Origin of the sequence: Gordonia namibiensis NBRC 108229 (assembly GCF_000298235.1) — a bacterium.
GTDB lineage: Bacteria > Actinomycetota > Actinomycetes > Mycobacteriales > Mycobacteriaceae > Gordonia > Gordonia namibiensis.
The window spans coordinates 110,998-130,468 of record NZ_BAHE01000016.1 but is presented as its reverse complement, the minus strand read 5'-3'; the positions used below and the strand labels follow the sequence as shown (position 1 = coordinate 130,468).

Genomic DNA, 19,471 nt, shown 5'->3' with positions numbered 1-19,471 from the left:
ATTCCGAGCTGCCTCAACGATCCGCGCCCCGCGGCTCCGACCCCTCGGCATCCTGGTGGACTCCCCCGACGACCGCGGAGTAGTACGGACCGGCCAGACGGGCGAGCCAGAGCCCCGCGTCGGGATCGCTGTACAGACGCTCGTCGACCGCGTCCCCACGCACCGTCGCGGCCACCACACTGCCGAAGACCACGGTGTCTGTCCCGATCGGAAGTGTCTGGAGCAGAGTGCATTCCAACGACACCAGCGCGTTGGCGACTGCCTTCGGCCGAACCTTCGTCGAATCACGTTTCTCCACCGAGGCGAGCACGAACTCGTCGATGTCGGACTCGACGGTCTCATGGCTGACGGTCACCGCCCGTGCATGATCACGCGCCGGGATGTTGACGACGAACTCGCCGGTCGCCTCGATGTTGATCAGGGTGTCCTTGGCACGCCCCGGGTGCCCGATACGTTCCCCGATCGAGAACATCAACGTGGGTGGCGTCCGCGACGCGACGTTGAAGAAGCTGAACGGCGCCAGGTTGTCGACTCCGTCGGTTCCGACGGTCGACACCCATGCTATCGGGCGCGGTTGAACCGCGATCGAAAGTAGTTTGTAAACCTCGGAATCGGACAGTGACTCGAGCTCGATGTCTCGCAGTTCCGAAGTTGGGGAATCCACGGGCAAAAGGCCCTCCTTCGTCGATTGGCAGATCGCAATCGCTTGTGCAATCGGTTGCAGCGACCGTATGACACAAATCTCTCTCTGTCGACCCCTGAGCCGCCAAGAGCCCACTGTTAACAGAGCCGTTACGGCGTCGGGTTCGCCGCAGGAGCGCGCAAGCCGGCACGGGCCGTGTCCTGGTCGGACCCCGGTGCCCGTGCCGGGCCGTAGCCCTCACCGGTGCCGTCGGTCACCTCCACATCGGCTTCCCACGGCACCCGATATTCACCCTTGACCAGGTCTTTCATGAAGGTGTACGGGCAGTCCCGCGCACCCCCGGCCACCGCGGTGAAACCTCGGTGGCCGAGTTGGTAGATGTTGTTCTCCACTCCCCATTGCCGGCGTGCGGCATCGGCGGTGGCGGGCACGATCGAGGTCGTCACGACTCGATTCGGGGTTCCGTCGCCGAAGGCGATGATCGTGCCGTCGACGTCGCACACCATGGCCTGCCCCATCGAGGCGATGTGGTTGCCGTCCTCCCCCGCCAGAGCCACCGACGCGGTGAAGGCGAGATTGTGAAACGCATTGGCCTCGTTGGTGATCCGCCACGCCTGAGCCAACGGGAATTTGTATCCGGCCGTACGCAGCAGCACATTCGCCCCCAGGTAGGACGCTTCGCGCGCCACCTCCGGGAACATCCCGTCGTGACAGATGAGAACGGCGAGCTTGGACCCGTGGGGTCCGTCGCACACCGCGATCCCCTGGTCACCGGGCTCCCAGGGTTCCTTCGGTACCCAGGGATGTAGTTTGCGCTGGTAGAGGACGATCTCACCGCGATCGTCGACGATGATCGCGACGTTGAACGGCGCACCGGACGGGTTGGCCTCCATCACGCTGAAACACGCCCACCGGCCGGCATCGACACACGCCCGGCGGAGCACGTCGACCTCGGGCCCGTCGATGTCCAGCATGAGCGAGTCGTCCGCCCAGGCGTCTTTGCGCAGACCGTGGAGGCTGTACTCGGGAAAGACGATCAGATCCGCATTCGAGAACGCCCCCGCGATCTCCGACACCATCGACGCGACCGAGCGCGTGACCGCCATGATGTCCTCACGAGACCGCACCCGCGGTACCTGTTGCTGCACCAGAGCCAGCGTCAGCGCCCCGGAGGGTGGGTTCAGTCCACCCAAACCCGTTCCGCCTGAATTCGTTCCGTCCGAGAATGTCATTGTGTGAGGTCACCTCGACCTGGTTGGGGACGTGGGGCGACCAGAAGCGCCCCGGAATCGACTGCTTTCGCTGCAATCGGTTGCATCTTAGCTAGAATGGGTGATCCCGGCAGCGGAACGCACCACTCCCGTGGGCCGACACGATCATCGACGGCATCTGCCAGGGATTGGAGACGAATGCGACCGACTGACTCAGTGCGCCCGCCGCGCAGTCGAAGCGCGGTGACGCTCAAGACGATCGCCACGGAGGCCGGTGTCCACGTGTCGACCGTGTCCCGCGCGCTTCGTCGGGCAGCTCAGGACGGTACCAACGCCACCCCCGGCGACATCCGCATCCTCGAGATCGCCGAGGCGTTGGGATATGTCCCCAACCCCAACGCCGCCAGCCTCACCACTCGCCGCTCCCACTCCTTCGGTGTGCTCGTCCCGCAGCTGACCGATGCCGTTCTCGCCACGGTGTACGACGCCGTCGAGGAAACCGCGAACGCCGCGGGGTACGCGACCTTCGTCGCCAACACCCGCGACGACCCGGTGGAGCAGCTACGTCAGGTGTCACTGCTGCTCGGCCGGGCCGTCGACGGCCTGATCATCGGCGATGCCCGACTGGACAACAACAACATCGAACAGATCGCCTCGCGCGGGATCGACGTCGTCCTGGTCAACCGCCGCAGTGGCGCCGCCGTGCACTCCACCAGCGATGACATCCTCGGCGGCGACATCGCCGGCAGCCACCTGATCAACCTCGGTCATCGCAAGCTCGGTGTGATCGGGGGACCGTCCTGGGTCAGCACCACGGCCGACCGCCTGTCCGGATTCCGGGCCGCCCTCTCGCGACACGGAATCCCCTTCGCCGACGAGGCCATCCGGTACGAGGGCTTCGACGCCGCCGCCGGCCGGCGCGGGATGGAGTCCCTCCTGGCGTCCGGGACCCCACCGACCGGGGTGTTCGTGATGAACGACGAGGCGGCGATCGGTGCGCTCGGCGTCCTCCGCGATCGCGGACTGACCCCCGGCGAAGATGTCTCGATCATCGGATTCAACGACATCCCCATCGCACGCGAACTCTTCATTCCGCTGACCACGGTCCGGATCTCGTTGCGCCAAATGGGTGTTCGCGCCGTCGAGTCGATGCTCACCCTGATTCACGGGCTCCCGACGTCGTCGTCGGCACAACCGCCGGAGCTCGTCGTCCGCGCCACCACCGGGCCGGCACCGATCTGATCGATGACCGTCGCTAAGCTCGACAACCGATGAGTGACGGAACATTCGACGACGCGTTCGTCGACGACCTGGATCGACTCTTCCGCTGGCGACGCGACGTCCGCCGGTTCAGTCGCGAACCGCTCGAATCGCACCTCCTCCCCGAGATCCTCGAAGCGGCAGAGCTTTCGCCGTCTGTCGGCAACAGCCAGCCCTGGCGGTGGGTCGAGGTGCAGACCAAGGCGGCGCGGGAGGCCGTGCGAGACAGCTTCGTTCGCTGCAACGCCGAGGCGCTCGACGGTTACACCGGCGAGCGCGCACAGCTGTATTCGTCACTCAAGCTCGCCGGCCTCGACGACGCACCGGTTCATCTCGCCGTGTTCTGCGAACCCGACGTCGACCAGGGCCACGGCCTGGGTCGCCACACCGTGCCGGAGACACTCGAGTACTCGGTCGTCACGGCCATCACCACCCTGTGGCTGGCCGCCCGGGCCCGCGGCGTCGGTATCGGCTGGGTGTCCATCCTCGAACCGAACGAGGTGGCCGCCGCACTCGCGGTCCCACCCACCTGGAAACTCGTGGGCTACCTCTGCATCGGTTATCCCGAACGAGAGAACGACGTCCCCGAACTCGAACGGGTCGGCTGGCAGTCGCGCACCGACTCGGAGAAGCGCCACCTCATCCGCTGACATCGGATCGTGACCGATCTCGGGGCCTTCCGTGACACAACTCTAGTAACAATAGTCACGTCCATAACTTCAGTAACACCTGTCACACGGAGGTCTTGAGTGCCCAGCCGTTTCACCAAGGGTGTCCGACTGGCGCTGGCGGGAGCCTTCGCAATCGGTACCTCCGCGATCGTCCTGACCGCCGGTACCGGCATCGCAGAAGCCGCGCCGTGCGGTAACTCCGGCGCCGGTTCGAGTCTTCTCGGCACCGGTTCGTCGGGTAGCTCCAATGCCCCTGCAGCCGGACCCCAGGGCCCGCTGCCCGTCTACAACGGGAACATCTCCAAGGTCCTCAGCTGGGTCACCGGTCCGCGCAGCAACAACGACACCTACGACCGCTTCGGCATCAGCGGCACCGACCTCGGTATCGCCTGGGACAACGGCCGCGGGCAGACGTTGATGGCGTTCGGCGACAGCTTCGGCAACTGCACCGCCGTCGGTCAGGAATGGCGGCACAATGTCCTGCTGCGGACGAACGACGACGACTTCAGCGACGGGAAGATCACCATCCCGAACGGCGTGGCCGGCGACGAGAACTCGGGGACCGTGATCCGGGGCCGGGCGAACTACGCCGAGGAACTCATTCCGTCCCTGGGCATCTCGAACATCGAGGTCACCACGATCCCCACCGCGGCGATCTCGCTCCCCCACGGCAGCGGGTTCCGGCAGTACATCAACTACATGTCGGTCCGGTCCTGGGGTACGGCCGGCAACTGGATCACCAACTACTCGGGTATCGCCCACTCCGACGACAACGGTCAGACCTGGGTCAGCGACCCCGACACCATCCTCATCAACGCTCCGATCGACCTCGAGCTACCCGGCAACCTGCGCGCGATCGACGTCAACAACGGCAAGTTCCAGCAGAACGCATACATGCGTGGACGGCCGGGCACCGATGAAGAGGACTACATCTACCAGTTCGGTACGCCCAACGGCCGTTTCGGCGCTGCATTCCTGGCGCGGTTCAAACCGGATGACATCCTCGACCTCGGTAAGTACCAGTACTGGTCCGGCGAGCGCATCGGATGGGTCGACAGCATCAGCGACATCCACGACACCGAGGGCGTCGTCGTCCGTCAGCCGGTCAGCGAACTGTCCGTGGCGTGGAGCCCGTACCTGAAGAAATACATCATGCTCGACGGCGACAACGGCATCAAACTCCGCACCGCGGACCATCCCGAAGGCCCGTGGAGCTCGCCGCGCAACATCGTGGCCCCCGGCAACCCGGTGGTTTACGGGCCGATGATGCTGCCGACCTCGCCGGCACTGACCGGCACCGGAAAAGAGTTGTACTTCAACGCCTCACGCTGGAGCGACTACAACGTGATGCTCATCCGCTCCGACCTCGGCAAGCTGTAGACGCCCGGCCGACGACTACTCACTCGTGGACTCCGCGGTGGTGCCTGACGTGCGCCGCTGCGGGGTCGTCCGGGGTGTGGCCGTCCAACTGCACGCTGATGACGTCGAACCGGATTTGTGGCCAGCGTCGTTCCTGGCCCGCGAGCCAGATACCGGCCAGCCGACGCATCCGGGCGAGCTTGTCCGGGGTCACGGCCATCACGGCATCGTCGAAGGTGCGGCTGGCACGTGTCTTCACCTCGACGACCACCAGCGCCGGACCGGCCGTGCCACGGGGGTCGACGGCGATCAGGTCGAGCTCGCCATATCGGTTGCGCCAGTTGCGTTCCAGCACCACCCACCCCAGTGAACCGACGAACTCGGCGGCGATGTCCTCCCCCAGCTTGCCCACGTGCGCACGACGGTTGCTCATGCTCTGAAGGGTCCCCGAATACGATTCGGCCGCGGCGGGAGTACACCCGCCGCGGCCGAATCTGTGGAGAACTACCGACTCACCAACATGGTGTCGTCGACGTCTCGGGGCACGTTCACCCCAGGAGAGTTCAGGGCTCGTCGGGAAGCCGGAGTTCCGGCTTCTCGAGCTCCTCGATGTTGACGTCCTTGAAGGTGATGACGCGAACCTGCTTGACGAAGCGGGCCGGCCGGTACATGTCCCAGACCCAGGCGTCGCTCATCCGGAGTTCGAAGTACACCTCGCCGTCGGTGTTGCGGGGAATCATCTCGACCGCGTTGGCAAGGTAGAAGCGCCGCTCGGTCTCCACCACGTAGGTGAACTGGCCGACAATGTCCTTGTACTCGCGGTACAGAGAGAGTTCCATCTCGGTTTCGTACTTCTCGAGATCCTCAGCACTCATCCTGTAAGCCTATCCCTGTTGTCGTTTGCACTGGAGACCACTCGTGCCGCGACGTTCCGGTACGACATGCGGTGTTGTGGTGACGGTCCCGCCGCATCGATGCGGGACATGTGAAGAGCTGTGCTGTATCCCTTGTGGATCGCGAAATCGTACCCGGGCAGGTCGGCGTCCATCGCGACCATGATCCGATCCCTTGTCACCTTCGCGATGATGCTCGCGGCCGCGATGCAGGCCGCGGCCCCGTCTCCCCCGATCACCGGCAGCGACGGCGCGGTCAGGCCGGGGACCACGAACCCGTCGGACAGCACGTATCCGGGAGTCACGTCGAGTGCCGCGACGGCCCGGCGCATGCCCTCGATGTTCGCGACGTGGATGCCGATCCGGTCGATCTCCGCGGCGTCGATGATCACCGCGCTCCACGCGTGTGCGTACCGGGTCACCGATCGGTACAGCGTCTCGCGGGTCTTCTCGGTGAGCCGCTTGGAGTCGTCGAGGTCGGCGAGCGAGGCCAGCTGCGTCGGTTTCAGCACACATGCCGCCACCACCAGCGGCCCGGCGCACGCACCGCGACCGGCCTCGTCGACCCCGGCGACAGGACCGAGGCCCTGCCGGTAGAGCGCGAATTCGAAGGTCCGTAGTCCGGCTGCACGACGGACCGGCGAACGCGGTGGCCAGCGGCTCATGGTGTACGCAATCCCCACATGGTCATTGCTGGGGATTGATCGAACCGACACCACCGATCCGCGAGAAGGGATAGATGATGGTCCGGACCTTGCCGCGGATATCGCTGACCGGGACGGTGCCCTGGTACTGGTCGTCGACGTGGTAGCGCGAGTCCTGTGAGTTGAGGCGGTTGTCGCCCATCACCCACACATTGCCCTCGGGAACCTTGATCGGACCGAAGTCCGGGCCCAGACACGGCGGCAGCTTGTCGCTCACACCGGAATCGGGTCCGTAAGCCGCGAGGGTTTCGCGCTGCAACTCCATGTTGATGTACGGCTCGCGCAGCGGCTTGCCGTCGACCTTCACGCCGACACCCTCGTCGTTGCGGCACTCGATGGTCTGTCCGCCGGTCGCGATCACACGCTTGACGAGATTGTTCTCGTCGGGCGGGGCGAAACCGAACCACGACAGCGCATCCTGCGCCTTGTGCACGACCGGGTTCGTCGAGCGCGGCGACACCCAGGCGCCGTTCCACGACTCCGACGGGCCCTTGAAGACCACGACGTCACCGGGCTCCGGATCACCGAAACGGTAGACCAGTTTGTCGATCACGATGCGATCGTTGGTGCACCCGTCGCAACCGATCAGAGTCGACTCCATCGACTCCGAGGGGATGACGTACTGCCGACCGATGAAGGTCTGCAGCACCCAGGTGAGGAGCAGGACGCACCCCACGATGATCACGACCTCGCGCAAGAGCGAGCCGGAGCCCGACTTGCTCTTGGCGTCGGCGGTCTCGTCCGGATCGGACTTCAACCGCCAGGGACGCTTCTCACCGTCGTTGCCTTCGGTGTCAAGGTCGCGATCGTCGCTGGGTCGCTGTGTGTCGGCCACCTCGTCAGGGTAGACGCGTCAGCGCTTTTCCTTGATCTTTGCGGCCTTGCCACGCAGATCGCGCAGGTAGTAGAGCTTGGCGCGACGGACGTCACCGCGGGTGAGGACGTCGATCTTGGCGATGTTCGGGCTGTGCACCGGGAAGGTGCGCTCAACGCCGACGCCGAAGGACACCTTGCGGACGGTGAAGGTCTCGCGGACGCCGCCACCCTGGCGACGGATCACGACACCCTTGAACACCTGGACGCGTTCCTTGCTGCCCTCGATGACCTTGACGTGGACGTCGAGGGTGTCGCCGGGGCCGAACTCCGGGACATCGTCGCGAAGGGACTGCTTGTCGAGGAAGTCGAGCGTGTTCATTGATTGGGTCCTATTCTGGCGTGAACGTTGAGCAGAGGAACCTGGCGGGCCGTACGGCTTCGAACCGGTTCATACTCCGAGTCGTCGGTGCCCGTCACACGGGACAGGCAACCCGACTATTGTGCCAGAGACACCCCGGTCCGACGAAATCCCCGGTCAGCGCGACGAACCGGGTGCCATCGCGACCACGCCGGCGGCCTGCAGCGCCGCCACCGTCGCCGAATCCATCGGCGTGGCGGCGGCGACGGCCGTGGGGGTGATCCCCGAACTCGTCATGTGTTCGACGATCGCGAGTTCGGGCGCCCGCCCGTTCGCGGTCAACGCCTCGTCGTCGGCGAGTTCGAGCCCCGCGCGCTGGTAGGGCTGCGGATCGTTGGTCCCGACGACGACCACGCGACGCCCGCGGGCACCGACACCGACACCGACCGCGGTCCGGAACCAGCCCGCGATGGTCGTCGGCACCGTCGACTGCACGGCGTCGGCGCGCCGCCTCAGCCAGGTCAGGTCTCCCCCGGTGGTGTCCCGGTCGGTGCGCGATGCAGCACCCACGGCGGCACCGAACCCGGCGGCGGCCGCTCCGGCCGCGCCCATTGCACCCATCGGGGCGAACGGCATCATCCCGCTGGTCGCCGCGGGCGGGGTCCCGCCGGCGGATTGCCCGGCATCCTCCGACCGTTGCGTGTAGTCGTCACCGGCAGCCGTCAGGGCCAGACGACCGGCACTTGCCGCACTCACCCGCCACGAGTCGTCCCCGACCTCGGCGAAGACCTCCGCCCGCTGCCGGTCACGGTCGGCGACGAGGGCGATCGTCGTCATCTGCTGTTCGGTCTCCACGACGACGTCGGCATAGGTGTCCAACGACGCCGCCATCGCGCGGAGCCGTTCGGCGACATGCGGCAGCGACTGCGGCCCGATGCCGGTGACCCGGCCGAGCCCGTCGACCAGAGCGTCGGCGAACTCCCCCTCGACGGCCGCGCCGCCGCCGGCCGGTGAGGAGTACGCGGCGGTTGCCGAGACGACCACGTCGGTGACCCTCTCCACGCTTTCGGCGAGGGCCCGTGCGCGTCGTGCCGCCTCCCGGAGCGACGTCGGATCCGCACCCGGCCACACGCCCGGTGCCAGTTCGTCCGCGATGTGTCGGGGCGCCGAGTTCACCGGGGATCACCGGGTTCGAAGGCGGCCGCGGCGTCGGCATCGGCGGAGGCGAGCGACTCGACACCGGTGGTGAGCGCCCGCCGATGCTCGGCGAGACGCGCTACCGCGGAACAGAGCAGGTCGCTCGCGTCGGCGCTCGCGGGACCGAAACCGCGACGGAAGGCCATGGCGCTCTCCCCGACCCCGACCGCGGTGTCGATGTCGGCGAGCAGTTCGACGAGTTCGGAATGCACGGTGCCCAGCCGCGACTCGGCATTGGCCAGCCGGGCGGACAGGTCCGCCGCGGTACCCACGTCCGCGGCCACCCGGTTTCGGCGTCCTCCGGCCGTCATCCGGTAGTCCGGGCGGTGTCGAGACGGGCAGGGTCGGGACCGGCAGGGTCGAGACGCGCGTCGGCGTAGTCCAACCCCGAACCCGTTGCCGCAGCGAGAAGTTCGGCGCGCCGCGAAGTCAGCGCATGGTCCGCTTCGGCGATCAGGGTGGTCAGGAGTTCGGAGAGCTGGTCGGCACGGTAGCGACGCAAGGCGGTGGGATCGATCGAGATGTCGACGGCGAGACCGCGTGCGTTGACGGTGACGGCGACGAGCCGATCGCGGCTGACCGCCCGGGAGGTCAGCTCCGACAACGCGGCACGGGTCTGCGCGAGTTCGGCACGCTGACGGTCGAGTTCCCCGACCATGGCCTCATAGCCCTGCATAACACCCCCGTGTGCTCGAGTTGTGCCGAATCCTAGCGGGGATCCGACTCCGGGTCTTCGTGGGGATTCACAGGGCTGGCGAGGAGGTCCGGCCGGCGGGCGCGGGTCCGTTCGAGCGCCTGCTCGTGTCGCCATCGCGCGACCTTCGCATGATCGCCGCTGAGTAGCACCGGCGGGACGTCGAGTCCTCGCCAGCTCACCGGACGCGTGTAACTCGGCCCTTCGAGGAGCCCGTCGGAGAACGAATCCTCTTGGTGCGAGCGAGGATTCCCGAGAACACCGTCGATCAGCCGGACGGTTGCCTCGATCATCGCCATGACCGCGACCTCGCCGCCGATGAGGACGAAGTCGCCGAGGGAGACCTCTTCGACGCGTACCCGACGGGCCGCGTCGTCGAAGACACGCTGGTCGATGCCCTCGTAGCGTCCGCAGGCGAAGACGAGATGTTTCTCCGTGCTCCACCGCTGGGCGGTCGCCTGCGTGAACGGCACACCGGCCGGGGTCGGGACGACGAGAAGCGCGTCGTCGGGGCAGACGTCGTCGAGACACGGCCCCCACACGTCGGGTTTCATGACCATGCCGGGTCCGCCGCCGTACGGCGAGTCGTCGACGCTGCGATGCACATCGTGTGTCCAGTTCCGCAGGTCGTGGACGTCGACACTGATCCGGCCGGCGTCGATCGCCTTGCCCAGCAACGCAACCCGGAGCGGGTCGAGATATTCGGGGAAGATCGAGACGATGTCGAGGCGCATCACTTCGCGCCGTCGGCCGAGTCCGGATCGAGGAGGCCCTCGGGCGGGTCGACGACGATGAGTTCGCGGGTCACCGTCGGCACGATCTCCCGCACGAACGGGATCAAGACCTCACGCTTGTCGGGGGTGCGCACCGACAGCAGTTCGCCGCCGGGCATGTGCAGCACCGATTCGACGACACCCACCTCGGTGCCGTCGGCGAGCTGGACCGGGACGCCTTCGAGTTCGTGGTCGTAGAACTCGTCCGGGTCGTCCGACGGCTCGACTTCCGAGGAGTCGATGAGGAACAGGGTGCCGCGCATGGCGTCGGCCGCATCGCGACTGGCGATGCCCTCGAGAGACACCAACAGCCGCCCGGAATGTTCCCGGGCGGCTGTCACGGTGAATCCACGTTCTCCGCCACCGCGCGGCAGTCGGCCGCGCAGCACCGAGCCGCGAGCGAAACGCAGTTCGGGCTCGTCGGTTCGGACGTCGACGACGAGTTCGCCACGAATGCCGTGCGACTTCACGACGCGTCCGACGACGAGATCCACGATGCGTTCGTCCTGCGAGTCGGCCGTCAGCGGTCGGTGTCGACGATGTCGACGCGCATGCCGCGTCCGCCGATACCGGAGACGAGGGTGCGCAGGGCGGTGGCCGTACGACCGTTGCGGCCGATGACCTTACCCAGATCGTCGGGGTTCACGTGGACCTCGACCAGGCGTCCACGACGACCGGTGACGAGGTCGACCCGGACGTCGTCCGGGTTGGAGACGATTCCGCGGACGAGATGCTCGACCGCGTCGGCGACGACAGCGCTCACGCGTCACCCTCGGCGGCGGGGGCCTCGGCGGCAGCTTCTTCTGCCGGGGCCTCGTCCTTCTTGGCGGCCTTCTTCTTCGGGGTGGTGGCCGCGGCGACCGGCTCGTTCTCGGCGGCGGCGAGCGCAGCGTTGAACAGGTCGAGCTTGGACGGCTTGGCCTCGGCGGTCTTCAGGGTGCCCTCGGCGCCCGGCAGGCCCTTGAACTTCTGCCAGTCACCGGTGACCTTGAGGATCGCGGCGACGGGCTCGGTCGGCTGTGCGCCGACACCCAGCCAGTACTGCGCGCGCTCGGAGTCGACCTCGATCAGCGAGGGCTCTTCCTTCGGGTGGTACTTGCCGATGGTCTCGATCACCCGGCCGTTGCGGCGGGTCCGAGCGTCGGCGACGACGATGCGGTACTGCGGGTTGCGGATCTTGCCGAGCCGCGTGAGCTTGATCTTGACAGCCATGTCTTCTTCTACTTTCGTGTGGTCACTGCGCAATTCTGCGATCCACCCGGAATGGTGGACCCGGTTTTGCGTCTGTTTCGGTGTGACCGTCGGGCGGCCGTGACCGTATCCGACGAACCGTCGAGCCATTCTGCCAGAACAGAGGCCCCGGAAAGAAATCCGTCAGGTCGCCCGGACGGAGTCCGGCGAATGTTGCCGGAAAAGAAACCGGCATGTGGTTGTCCACCCCGCGAGAACAACCACATGCCGTACGTCGCAAACGCCACTTGCCTACCGATTGATCGGCCCCCAGGCTTGCGCGACCCCCACCGAAACCCCGTTTCCACCCCCGGTTTCGGCGGGGTCTGCACTGTGCTGTTCGGTTCGTCCCCTTACGAACCTGTGCAACGCGGTTGCTACCTTACGCGGCAGTAGGTAAGCGCAACCAGCGGTCGCCTTGTGGTGTTGCTCACAAAATGTTTCGGCCCGACGACACCACTGCGAACGGGTGACGCAGAACTCCCAGGTCATCGCAGGGGTTCTCCCGGTAGACCACGAAATCGGCGCGGTCGCCGTCGGCGAGGAGGTCGGCGCCGAGCCACTGCCGAGGTTGCACGGACGCTGCAGCGATCGCCCCGGCATTCCCCAGACCGACCTGCGAGAGAGCCTCGATCTCGTCGACGATGCGCCCGTGCTCGACGAATCCCCCGGCGTCGGTCCCGGCGAAGATAGCCACACCTGCCTCGCGGGCCGACTCGAACACCTTCGGTGCGTCGGCGTGCAACTTGCGCATATGAGCGGCATACGTCGGGAACCGCTCGGCACCGTCGGCGATGCCCGGGAAGTTCTCCACCTGGATCATCGTGGGCACCAACGCGATCGAGCTGTCGACGAGTTGATCGATCAGATCGGCGGTGAGCCCGGTGCCGTGTTCGATGCAGTCCACACCGGCCCCGATGAGGTCGACCAGGGCGTCGGTACCGAAGACGTGGGCGGTGATCCTTGCGCCGTGTTCGTGCGCGACGGCGACCGCGGCCTCGATCTGGTCTCGTGTCCACAGAGGCGCGAGGTCGCCGACCTCGCGATCGATCCAGTCCCCCACGATCTTCACCCAGCCGTCACCGGCCTGCGCCTGGCGCGCCACCTCGGCGGCCAGTTCGTCGGGGTCGTCGAGGTCGACGCCGTAGTCGCGGAGATAGCGCTTGGGCCGGGCGATGTGCTTGCCCGAACGGATGAACCGCGGACATGCGGGGTCGTCGTCGAGCGGGTGGGTGTCGAGCGGCGACCCGACCTCACGGATCAGCAGAGTCCCCGCCCGGGCGTCGGCGTACGCGTAACCGCGGGCCTGTTCGATGTCGACGCCGAGCCCGGGCGCGATACCCACGTGGTTGTGGGCGTCGACGAGCCCCGGCAGGATCCAGCCGGCGTCGACGACGGTCTCGGCGTCAACGACAGGCGTGTGGCTGATGGTCTCACCGGACACCCAGAACTCGATCGGCTCGCCGGTGAGCGGGTCGGCGCCCCGGTAGTGGCGGGCGGTGACATCAGGTGCTGGGCCATCCATCGCCGGGCCACCCATCGCTACTTCTTCTTCTTGGGCTGGAACTGGGAGACGTCGATGCCCTCGAGACCCGGCGGCAGCTGGTCGAGTCCGGCGGGCATGTTGGACAGGTCAGGGAAGCCGGCGGGCATGCCACCGGGCATCCCCGGGAAGCCCCCGCGCACCTTCGGCGGCGTGGGACCGCGTCCCTTGCCCTTCTTCCCCTTCTTGCCCTTGCGGTTGGACTTCCGGTTCATCCCGCCCATGCCCATGCGACCCGACATCTGGGCCATCATCTTGCGGGCCTCGAAGAAGCGGTCGACGAGCTGGTTGACCTCGCTGACGGTCACGCCGGAGCCGTTGGCGATACGCAGCCGGCGCGAGGCGTTGATGATCTTCGGGTTGTCCCGCTCGGCAGGGGTCATGCCACGGATGATCGCCTGGACCCGGTCGAGCTGCTTGTCGTCGACCTGCGACAGCGCGTCCTTCATCTGGCCGGCGCCGGGGAGCATGCCCAGGATGTTGCCGATGGGGCCCATCTTGCGGATCATCAGCATCTGCTCGAGGAAATCCTCGAGGGTCAGCTCACCCTGCGTGATCTTGGCCGCGGCGGCCTCGGCCTGCTCGGCGTCCCAGTGCTGCTCGGCCTGCTCGATGAGGCTGAGCACGTCGCCCATGCCGAGGATGCGGCTGGCCATGCGGTCGGGGTGGAAGACGTCGAAATCCTCGAGCTTCTCACCGGAGGACGCGAACATGATCGGCTGACCGGTGACCTCGCGCACCGACAGTGCGGCACCGCCGCGGGCGTCGCCGTCGAGCTTGGTCAGCACGACGCCGGTGAAGCCCACGCCGTCGGCGAAGGCCTCGGCGGTGGAGACCGCGTCCTGACCGATCATCGCGTCGACGACGAACAGCACCTCGTCGGGCGTGGTCGCATCCCGGATGTCGGAGGCCTGCTTCATCAGCTCGGAGTCGATACCCAGGCGGCCGGCGGTGTCGATGACGACGACGTCGTAGTGCTTGGCCTTCGCCTCCTCGACACCTGCGCGGGCGACCGAGACCGGGTCGCCGGAGGTGACGCCGAGTGCTCCCTCCCCACCGACGCTGGTGCCCGGGTGCGGGGCGAAGACCGGTACGCCGGCCCGCTCGCCGACGATCTGCAGCTGCGAGACCGCGCCCGGACGCTGGAGGTCACAGGCCACCAGCAGCGGCGTGTGCCCCTGCTGCTTGAGCCAGTTACCGAGCTTGCCGGCGAGTGTCGTCTTACCGGCACCCTGCAGACCGGCCAGCATGATGACCGTGGGCGGGTTCTTCGCGAACCGCACCCGGCGGGTTTCGCCGCCGAGGATGCCGATGAGTTCCTCGTTGACGATCTTGACGACCGTCTGGGCCGGGTTCAGGGCCGCGGAGACCTCCGCACCCTTCGCCCGTTCCTTGATCCGCGCGATGAAGGCGCGCACCACCGGCAGCGAGACATCGGCCTCGAGCAGGGCGAGCCGGATCTCACGGCAGGTGCGGTCGATGTCGGCATCGGAGAGCCGCCCCTTGCCGCGGAGGTCCTTCAGGGCACCGGTCAACCGGTCGGAGAGGGAATCGAACATGGGTCCCATCCTTCCATGTGGTTCCCCGGTCATTCCATTTAGGAGATCGGCACTCCGGACCGTCCCGTCCCGCCGGGCGTCTGCGGCCCGTCCTCCTCGTCACGCTTGGGCTGCGGCGGCGGGCACACCGCGATGATCGCGGCGGTGAGCGCTGCACGCATCTCCTCGGTGTCCTCTGCCAGTCGCAGGCTGAAGATGTCGACGACGGTCGCGCCCAGGGTCGAGACCTTCGCCCACCGGATGTCGGCGCCGTTCCTCTCCAGGACCGAGCTCACCCGGCTCAACAGCCCGATCCGGTCGTCGGACCGGACCTCGAGCAGCACCGCACCCTCGGCGGCGTCGGGCTCCGGGGCATCGAGCCAGGTCACCCGCGGCGGCGCGACCGCGAACAGTGCGGGCACGGCGTTCTTCGGGTGACCCGCCCCGTCGACGTCGGGATCCGTGCTGCCGGCACTCGCCCCGAGGCTCACCATCGTCCCGGGCAGGGTGCTGACCGAGGCGATCGTCGGTATCGGCGAGTCCCGCTCGCGCGCATCGAGGCGCGCGAGGACGTCGATCTTGCCGTTCACCGAGGCGATGAGCTGCTGGCGGAGCAGACCCGCGTCGGGCGGACTGCCGAACATCGGCACGACGATGAAGGAGTTGATCGCCTTGCCGTCGTGGCTCTGGGCGCAGGCCTTGTGCGAGCGCAGACCGCCGAGCGCGAGCACCCCGGCCATCTTCGACAGCAGTCCGGGCTGATCCGGCGCCACCATCGTGACGTCGTAGGTGTGCTGCCCGTCGGCGCGCACCAGCCGGACCGCGAAGTCCCCCTCGGCGGCGATCGCCAGCTGCTCGGGGGTCAACGGCTCGGGCACGGCCGGTGGGACGCCGTCGATGTGGCGCATGGACCGCCGGACGAGCTCACCGATGAGTGAGGCCTTCCACTCCCCCCACACGCCGGGTCCGGTCGCCCGCGAATCCGCTTCGGCCAGTGCCGCAAGGAGTTCCAGCAGCACCCGGTTGTGACCCAGTGTGGTCGCGACGAATTCGGCGGTGGCCGGGTCGTCGAGGTCGCGTCGCGTCGCGACCTGCGGCAGCAGGAGGTGATGCCGCACCATGTCGGACAGGATCGTCACGTCCTGCGGCCACAGACCGAACCGGTTGCCGATCTGGACCGCGAGTTCGGCGCCGACGATGCTGTGGTCGGCTCCCCGCCCCTTGCCGAGGTCGTGGATGAGCGCTCCGAGGACGAGGAGGTCGGGCCGCGAGACCCGCGTCGTCATCGAGCTCGCGTAGGCCGCGGTCTCCACGAGGTGACGATCGACGGTCCAGGTGTGGATCGCATCGCGCGGCGGGAGGTCGCGCACCGCACCCCATTCCGGTAGCAGCCGACCCCAGAGCCCGGTGCGGTCGAGCGCCTCGATCGGGTCGACCATGTGGTGGCCCGAGCTGAGCAGGACCAGCAGGTCGCTGCGCGCCTCGGCCGGCCACGGCTCCCGCAGCTCCGGTGCGTAGTCGGCCAGTCGGCTCAGGGTCGATGCGCTGATCGGCAGGCCCGTCCGCGCCGAGGCGGCGGCCACGCGGAGGATGAGTCCGGGGTCCTTGCTCGGAATCGCGTTGCGCGCCAACACGATCTCACCGCTGTGCTCGACCACGCCCTCGTCGAGCGGACGACGCAGCGGGGAACGGCGCAGCTTGGCCAGCCCACGCCGTGGGAGGGCGTTGCCCGCGGTCCGCAGACCGACATCGATGGAATAGCTGATGGTTCGGGCGGAGTCGCTGATGACGCGCGCCAGGTCGAACCGGTCCCCGATCCGCAGTGCGGCGCCGATCTCGTCGGCGTCCTGGGCGCGCACCTGCTCGCGGGGACGGCCGGCCGTGCGGTGCAGCTCGGTACGGATGTCGAGCAGTCGCTGGTAGGCGACCTGTGGCCCGGCGCCGGGCGAATCCGGTCGGAGGCTGGCCATCCCGTCGGTCAGCTGGGCGATCGCCAGGGCACCGAGGAGTTGTACGTCCCGTAGACCTCCCCGACCGTTCTTCAGATCGGGTTCGGCGCGGTGCGCGATGTCGCCGGCGCGTCGCCAGCGGTCCTGCGCGTGGGCGACCACGTCGGGGAAACGATTTCGGATGTCGTTGCGCCACTGCTGGCGTACGCCGCCGATCAGCAGGCTCGACAGGTCCTCGTCGCCGGCGATGTGGCGGGCCTCGAGAAGGCCCAGGGCTGCGGTCACGTCGTCGCCGGCGACCTGCAATGCCTGCGGTACGGTCCGGACGCTGTGATCGAGGGGAATGTTGGCGTCCCACAACGGGTACCAGAGCCCGTCGGCGACCTCGGACACCCGCTCGACGGGCATGTCGTCGTGCAGCAGGATCAGGTCGAGGTCGGAGTACGGCAGCAGTTCGCCGCGCCCCAGACCGCCGACCGCGACGATCGCGAATCCGCTGTGGGGCTTGATGCCGAGTTCGGCGCCCTTGCTGGTCAGCCAGAACTCGTGCAGGTCGACGAGCACCTGGCGGAGCGCCGGTGCGTCGAGTTTCCCGTTCCGGCTCGACTCGGTGAGCTGCCGGCGGGTCTTGGCCAGGTCGGTGGCGGCTACGGGAGGCTCCTCGGTCTCGGGGGTTGAACGGTGCGGCCCCGCGCCCGACTCATCGTCGAACGCGGGGCCGCGCTGGGGTTCAGAAAGGGCACGAGCTCACTTACAGAGCGTCGCCGCCGCGCTCGCCGGTGCGGACACGCACCACCGACTCGACCGGCGAAACCCACACCTTGCCGTCACCGATCTTGCCGGTACGGGCGGCCTCGACGATCACGTCGACGACCTTGTCCACGGCCGAGTCGTCCACGACGACCTCGACGCGGACCTTGGGCACGAAGTCGACCGAGTACTCGGCGCCGCGGTAGACCTCGGTGTGGCCCTTCTGGCGTCCGTAACCCTGGACCTCGCTGACGGTCATGCCCAGGATTCCCGCCTGCTCCAGGCCGGCCTTGACGTCCTCGAGCGTGAACGGCTTGACGATTGCAGTGATCAGCTTCATTTGTTATCCCTCTCCACGGGTGTCAGCGTAGTAGCGATTTGGCTCGAGCGTCATGCCAGCTCGTAGGCAGTCTCAGCGTGTTCTGCCTCGTCGATGCCGCTCTTCTCGTCCTCATCGCTGACGCGCCAGCCGAGCGGCTTGAGGGCGAAGGCGATGATCGCGGTCAGGACACCGGTGAACACGAGGGCGAACAGCGCGATCACGACCTGCACGACGAGCTGCTTGTAGTCGCCGCCCCAGAAGAGGCCGACGTCCTTGGCCAGGAAGCCGATTCCGACGGTGCCCCAGAGGCCGGCGACCAGGTGGACGCCGACGACGTCGAGCGAGTCGTCGTAGCCGAACTTGTTCTTCATGCCGATGGCGAGGGCAGCCAGGGCACCGGCGATGACACCCAGGATCAGCGAGCCGACCGGGGTCAGCGCACCACAGGCCGGGGTGATCGCGACCAGGCCGGCCACGATGCCCGAGGCGGCGCCGACGCTGGTGGCGTGCTTGTCGCGGATGAGCTCGACTGCGAGCCAGCCGATCATCGCGGCAGCGGTGGCAGCGGTGGTGTTGACCCAGACCAGACCGGTGACGGCGTCGGCCGCGAGCTCGGAACCGGCGTTGAAGCCGAACCAGCCGAACCACAGGAGCGCGGCGCCGAGCATGACGAACGGGATGTTGTGCGGACGGTAGGCGGTGCGGCCGAATCCGGCGCGGGCGCCGACGACCAGTGCCAGGACCAGAGCTGCCATACCTGCGTTGATGTGGACCACGGTGCCGCCGGCGAAGTCGATCGGTGCGACGTTGGCCTCACCGTCGGTGCTGCCGAACATCCACGACGCGAAGCCGTTCTCGGCGCCCGACATGATGCCGCCGCCCCAGACCATGTGGGAGAGCGGGAAGTACACGATGGTCGCCCAGATGACGGTGAAGACCGTCCAGGTGGCGAACTTGACGCGCTCGGCGAGCGCGCCCGAGATGAGGGCCACGGTGATCACCGCGAACGTGAGCTGGAAGCCCATGAACACGAAGGACGGGATCGTCATGCCGCCGGTCACGACCAGCTCGGTGTCGTCCGGGCCGGGGATCACGTCGGCCAGCTGGCCGGACCCGAAGAGCGCGAACGGATTCGAGAACAGGCCGGCGATGTCGTCATCCCCGGTGATGCCGTTGCCGAAAGCCATCGAGAAGCCCCAGAGGACGTACACGACGCTGACGGTGGCCAGCGAGATGAAGGACATCATCATCATGTTGAGGACGGACTTGCCTCGAGCGAGTCCGCCGTAGAAGAACGCGAGTCCGGGTGTCATCAACAGCACCAACGCGGCGCTCGTGACGATCCACGCGGTGTCGCCGGTGTCGAATGCGCCGAACGCTTCTTCTGGCAGCGCCAAAACCACTGTAGAAACCTCCTCAGGATGCGCCGACGGCTCGGCGCCTCCAAAGAGACTGTCGGCACTCGGTTTCAGCAGTGGTGCCTTCACGTTTCAGGCACGTAACCCGATGAGCGATTTATATTTCGCTCAGGTAAATCGCGAGGACGCTTCTGAGGGCCGT

22 protein-coding genes are annotated in these 19,471 nt (G+C 67.3%); 3 read left to right on the top strand and 19 right to left on the bottom strand.

Annotated elements, in window-relative coordinates; translation table 11 throughout:
* Nucleotides 1-13 precede the first annotated feature (13 nt).
* Both GONAM_RS10915 and GONAM_RS10910 read right to left on the bottom strand, forming a co-directional pair.
* On the bottom strand, nucleotides 14-664 hold the full coding sequence (locus GONAM_RS10915) for a flavin reductase family protein (RefSeq protein ID WP_006866826.1): 651 nt from the start codon (nucleotides 662-664) through the stop codon (nucleotides 14-16).
* Between the two features lie 128 nt (nucleotides 665-792).
* On the bottom strand, nucleotides 793-1,875 hold the full coding sequence (locus tag GONAM_RS10910; RefSeq protein WP_006866825.1) for a formamidase: 1,083 nt from the start codon (nucleotides 1,873-1,875) through the stop codon (nucleotides 793-795).
* Between the two features lie 222 nt (nucleotides 1,876-2,097).
* Here GONAM_RS10910 and GONAM_RS10905 point away from each other — a divergent pair, with 222 nt between their 5' ends.
* From GONAM_RS10905 to GONAM_RS10895, 3 genes are all read left to right on the top strand, one after another.
* Nucleotides 2,098-3,096: a LacI family DNA-binding transcriptional regulator gene (locus tag GONAM_RS10905; RefSeq protein ID WP_006866824.1), complete on the top strand. Its 999-nt coding sequence runs from the start codon at nucleotides 2,098-2,100 to the stop codon at nucleotides 3,094-3,096.
* A gap of 29 nt (nucleotides 3,097-3,125) precedes the next feature.
* Nucleotides 3,126-3,764: a 5,6-dimethylbenzimidazole synthase gene (bluB, locus tag GONAM_RS10900; RefSeq protein WP_006866823.1), complete on the top strand. Its 639-nt coding sequence runs from the start codon at nucleotides 3,126-3,128 to the stop codon at nucleotides 3,762-3,764.
* Nucleotides 3,765-3,863: 99 nt separating this feature from the next.
* Entirely contained in the window at nucleotides 3,864-5,165 is a 1,302-nt protein-coding gene (locus tag GONAM_RS10895; RefSeq protein WP_006866822.1) for a glycoside hydrolase family 183 protein, read from the top strand.
* 19 nt (nucleotides 5,166-5,184) lie between these two features.
* Here GONAM_RS10895 and GONAM_RS10890 read toward each other — a convergent pair whose 3' ends face one another.
* The 17 genes from GONAM_RS10890 to GONAM_RS10810 all read right to left on the bottom strand — a co-directional run bounded on the left by GONAM_RS10890 (nucleotide 5,185) and on the right by GONAM_RS10810 (nucleotide 19,314).
* Nucleotides 5,185-5,577: a YraN family protein gene (locus GONAM_RS10890; RefSeq protein WP_006866821.1), complete on the bottom strand. Its 393-nt coding sequence runs from the start codon at nucleotides 5,575-5,577 to the stop codon at nucleotides 5,185-5,187.
* 130 nt (nucleotides 5,578-5,707) lie between these two features.
* Nucleotides 5,708-6,019 carry a DUF2469 domain-containing protein gene (locus tag GONAM_RS10885; RefSeq protein ID WP_005198978.1) on the bottom strand — a complete coding sequence of 104 codons (312 nt, stop codon included), beginning with the start codon at nucleotides 6,017-6,019 and terminating at the stop codon, nucleotides 5,708-5,710.
* A complete protein-coding gene (locus GONAM_RS10880) occupies nucleotides 6,016-6,702 on the bottom strand; it encodes a ribonuclease HII (RefSeq protein WP_006866820.1) in 687 nt (228 codons plus the stop codon). The genes GONAM_RS10885 and GONAM_RS10880 overlap by 4 nt, the downstream gene beginning before the upstream one ends.
* Before the next feature lie 22 nt (nucleotides 6,703-6,724).
* On the bottom strand, nucleotides 6,725-7,576 hold the full coding sequence (lepB, locus tag GONAM_RS10875; protein WP_006866819.1) for a signal peptidase I: 852 nt from the start codon (nucleotides 7,574-7,576) through the stop codon (nucleotides 6,725-6,727).
* Nucleotides 7,577-7,594: 18 nt separating this feature from the next.
* Nucleotides 7,595-7,936, bottom strand: coding sequence for a 50S ribosomal protein L19 (gene rplS / locus GONAM_RS10870; protein ID WP_005198975.1), 342 nt, complete (start codon nucleotides 7,934-7,936; stop codon nucleotides 7,595-7,597).
* 156 nt (nucleotides 7,937-8,092) lie between these two features.
* On the bottom strand, nucleotides 8,093-9,091 hold the full coding sequence (locus GONAM_RS10865; protein WP_006866818.1) for a hypothetical protein: 999 nt from the start codon (nucleotides 9,089-9,091) through the stop codon (nucleotides 8,093-8,095).
* Entirely contained in the window at nucleotides 9,088-9,423 is a 336-nt protein-coding gene (locus tag GONAM_RS10860; RefSeq protein ID WP_040536063.1) for a hypothetical protein, read from the bottom strand. Before GONAM_RS10860 ends, GONAM_RS10865 begins: the two co-directional genes overlap by 4 nt.
* Entirely contained in the window at nucleotides 9,420-9,788 is a 369-nt protein-coding gene (locus GONAM_RS10855) for a YbaB/EbfC family nucleoid-associated protein (protein WP_006866816.1), read from the bottom strand. Before GONAM_RS10855 ends, GONAM_RS10860 begins: the two co-directional genes overlap by 4 nt.
* Before the next feature lie 32 nt (nucleotides 9,789-9,820).
* Complete coding sequence (gene trmD, locus GONAM_RS10850) at nucleotides 9,821-10,540, bottom strand: tRNA (guanosine(37)-N1)-methyltransferase TrmD (RefSeq protein ID WP_006866815.1); 720 nt, start codon at nucleotides 10,538-10,540, stop codon at nucleotides 9,821-9,823.
* Nucleotides 10,540-11,073: a ribosome maturation factor RimM gene (gene rimM, locus GONAM_RS10845; RefSeq protein WP_006866814.1), complete on the bottom strand. Its 534-nt coding sequence runs from the start codon at nucleotides 11,071-11,073 to the stop codon at nucleotides 10,540-10,542. The genes trmD and rimM overlap by 1 nt, the downstream gene beginning before the upstream one ends.
* A 26-nt stretch (nucleotides 11,074-11,099) precedes the next feature.
* A complete protein-coding gene (locus tag GONAM_RS10840) occupies nucleotides 11,100-11,342 on the bottom strand; it encodes an RNA-binding protein (RefSeq protein ID WP_004572301.1) in 243 nt (80 codons plus the stop codon).
* Complete coding sequence (gene rpsP / locus GONAM_RS10835; RefSeq protein WP_006866813.1) at nucleotides 11,339-11,791, bottom strand: 30S ribosomal protein S16; 453 nt, start codon at nucleotides 11,789-11,791, stop codon at nucleotides 11,339-11,341. Before rpsP ends, GONAM_RS10840 begins: the two co-directional genes overlap by 4 nt.
* Nucleotides 11,792-12,239: 448 nt before the next feature.
* On the bottom strand, nucleotides 12,240-13,334 hold the full coding sequence (locus GONAM_RS10830) for an amidohydrolase family protein (protein WP_040536124.1): 1,095 nt from the start codon (nucleotides 13,332-13,334) through the stop codon (nucleotides 12,240-12,242).
* Between the two features lie 17 nt (nucleotides 13,335-13,351).
* A complete protein-coding gene (ffh, locus tag GONAM_RS10825) occupies nucleotides 13,352-14,911 on the bottom strand; it encodes a signal recognition particle protein (RefSeq protein ID WP_006866811.1) in 1,560 nt (519 codons plus the stop codon).
* 38 nt (nucleotides 14,912-14,949) lie between these two features.
* Nucleotides 14,950-17,475, bottom strand: a complete 2,526-nt coding sequence (locus GONAM_RS10820) for a [protein-PII] uridylyltransferase (protein WP_083876410.1) — start codon at nucleotides 17,473-17,475, stop codon at nucleotides 14,950-14,952.
* Between the two features lie 115 nt (nucleotides 17,476-17,590).
* Complete coding sequence (locus GONAM_RS10815) at nucleotides 17,591-17,929, bottom strand: P-II family nitrogen regulator (protein WP_005198965.1); 339 nt, start codon at nucleotides 17,927-17,929, stop codon at nucleotides 17,591-17,593.
* A 50-nt stretch (nucleotides 17,930-17,979) separates the two neighbouring features.
* Complete coding sequence (locus GONAM_RS10810; protein ID WP_006866809.1) at nucleotides 17,980-19,314, bottom strand: ammonium transporter; 1,335 nt, start codon at nucleotides 19,312-19,314, stop codon at nucleotides 17,980-17,982.
* Between the last annotated feature and the right edge of the window lie 157 nt (nucleotides 19,315-19,471).

What these genes read in the sequence shown, in the direction of transcription:
- GONAM_RS10830 (WP_040536124.1), bottom strand. Translation starts at nt 13,334, where the DNA reads ATGGATGGCCCAGCACCTGATGTCACCGCCCGCCACTACCGGGGCGCC.
- GONAM_RS10860 (WP_040536063.1), bottom strand. Translation starts at nt 9,423, where the DNA reads ATGACGGCCGGAGGACGCCGAAACCGGGTGGCCGCGGACGTGGGTACC.
- GONAM_RS10815 (WP_005198965.1), bottom strand. Translation starts at nt 17,929, where the DNA reads ATGAAGCTGATCACTGCAATCGTCAAGCCGTTCACGCTCGAGGACGTC.
- GONAM_RS10910 (WP_006866825.1), bottom strand. Translation starts at nt 1,875, where the DNA reads ATGACATTCTCGGACGGAACGAATTCAGGCGGAACGGGTTTGGGTGGA.
- GONAM_RS10855 (WP_006866816.1), bottom strand. Translation starts at nt 9,788, where the DNA reads ATGCAGGGCTATGAGGCCATGGTCGGGGAACTCGACCGTCAGCGTGCC.
- ffh (WP_006866811.1), bottom strand. Translation starts at nt 14,911, where the DNA reads ATGTTCGATTCCCTCTCCGACCGGTTGACCGGTGCCCTGAAGGACCTC.
- GONAM_RS10890 (WP_006866821.1), bottom strand. Translation starts at nt 5,577, where the DNA reads ATGAGCAACCGTCGTGCGCACGTGGGCAAGCTGGGGGAGGACATCGCC.
- trmD (WP_006866815.1), bottom strand. Translation starts at nt 10,540, where the DNA reads ATGCGCCTCGACATCGTCTCGATCTTCCCCGAATATCTCGACCCGCTC.
- GONAM_RS10880 (WP_006866820.1), bottom strand. Translation starts at nt 6,702, where the DNA reads ATGAGCCGCTGGCCACCGCGTTCGCCGGTCCGTCGTGCAGCCGGACTA.
- GONAM_RS10885 (WP_005198978.1), bottom strand. Translation starts at nt 6,019, where the DNA reads ATGAGTGCTGAGGATCTCGAGAAGTACGAAACCGAGATGGAACTCTCT.
- rplS (WP_005198975.1), bottom strand. Translation starts at nt 7,936, where the DNA reads ATGAACACGCTCGACTTCCTCGACAAGCAGTCCCTTCGCGACGATGTC.
- rpsP (WP_006866813.1), bottom strand. Translation starts at nt 11,791, where the DNA reads ATGGCTGTCAAGATCAAGCTCACGCGGCTCGGCAAGATCCGCAACCCG.
- bluB (WP_006866823.1), top strand. Translation starts at nt 3,126, where the DNA reads ATGAGTGACGGAACATTCGACGACGCGTTCGTCGACGACCTGGATCGA.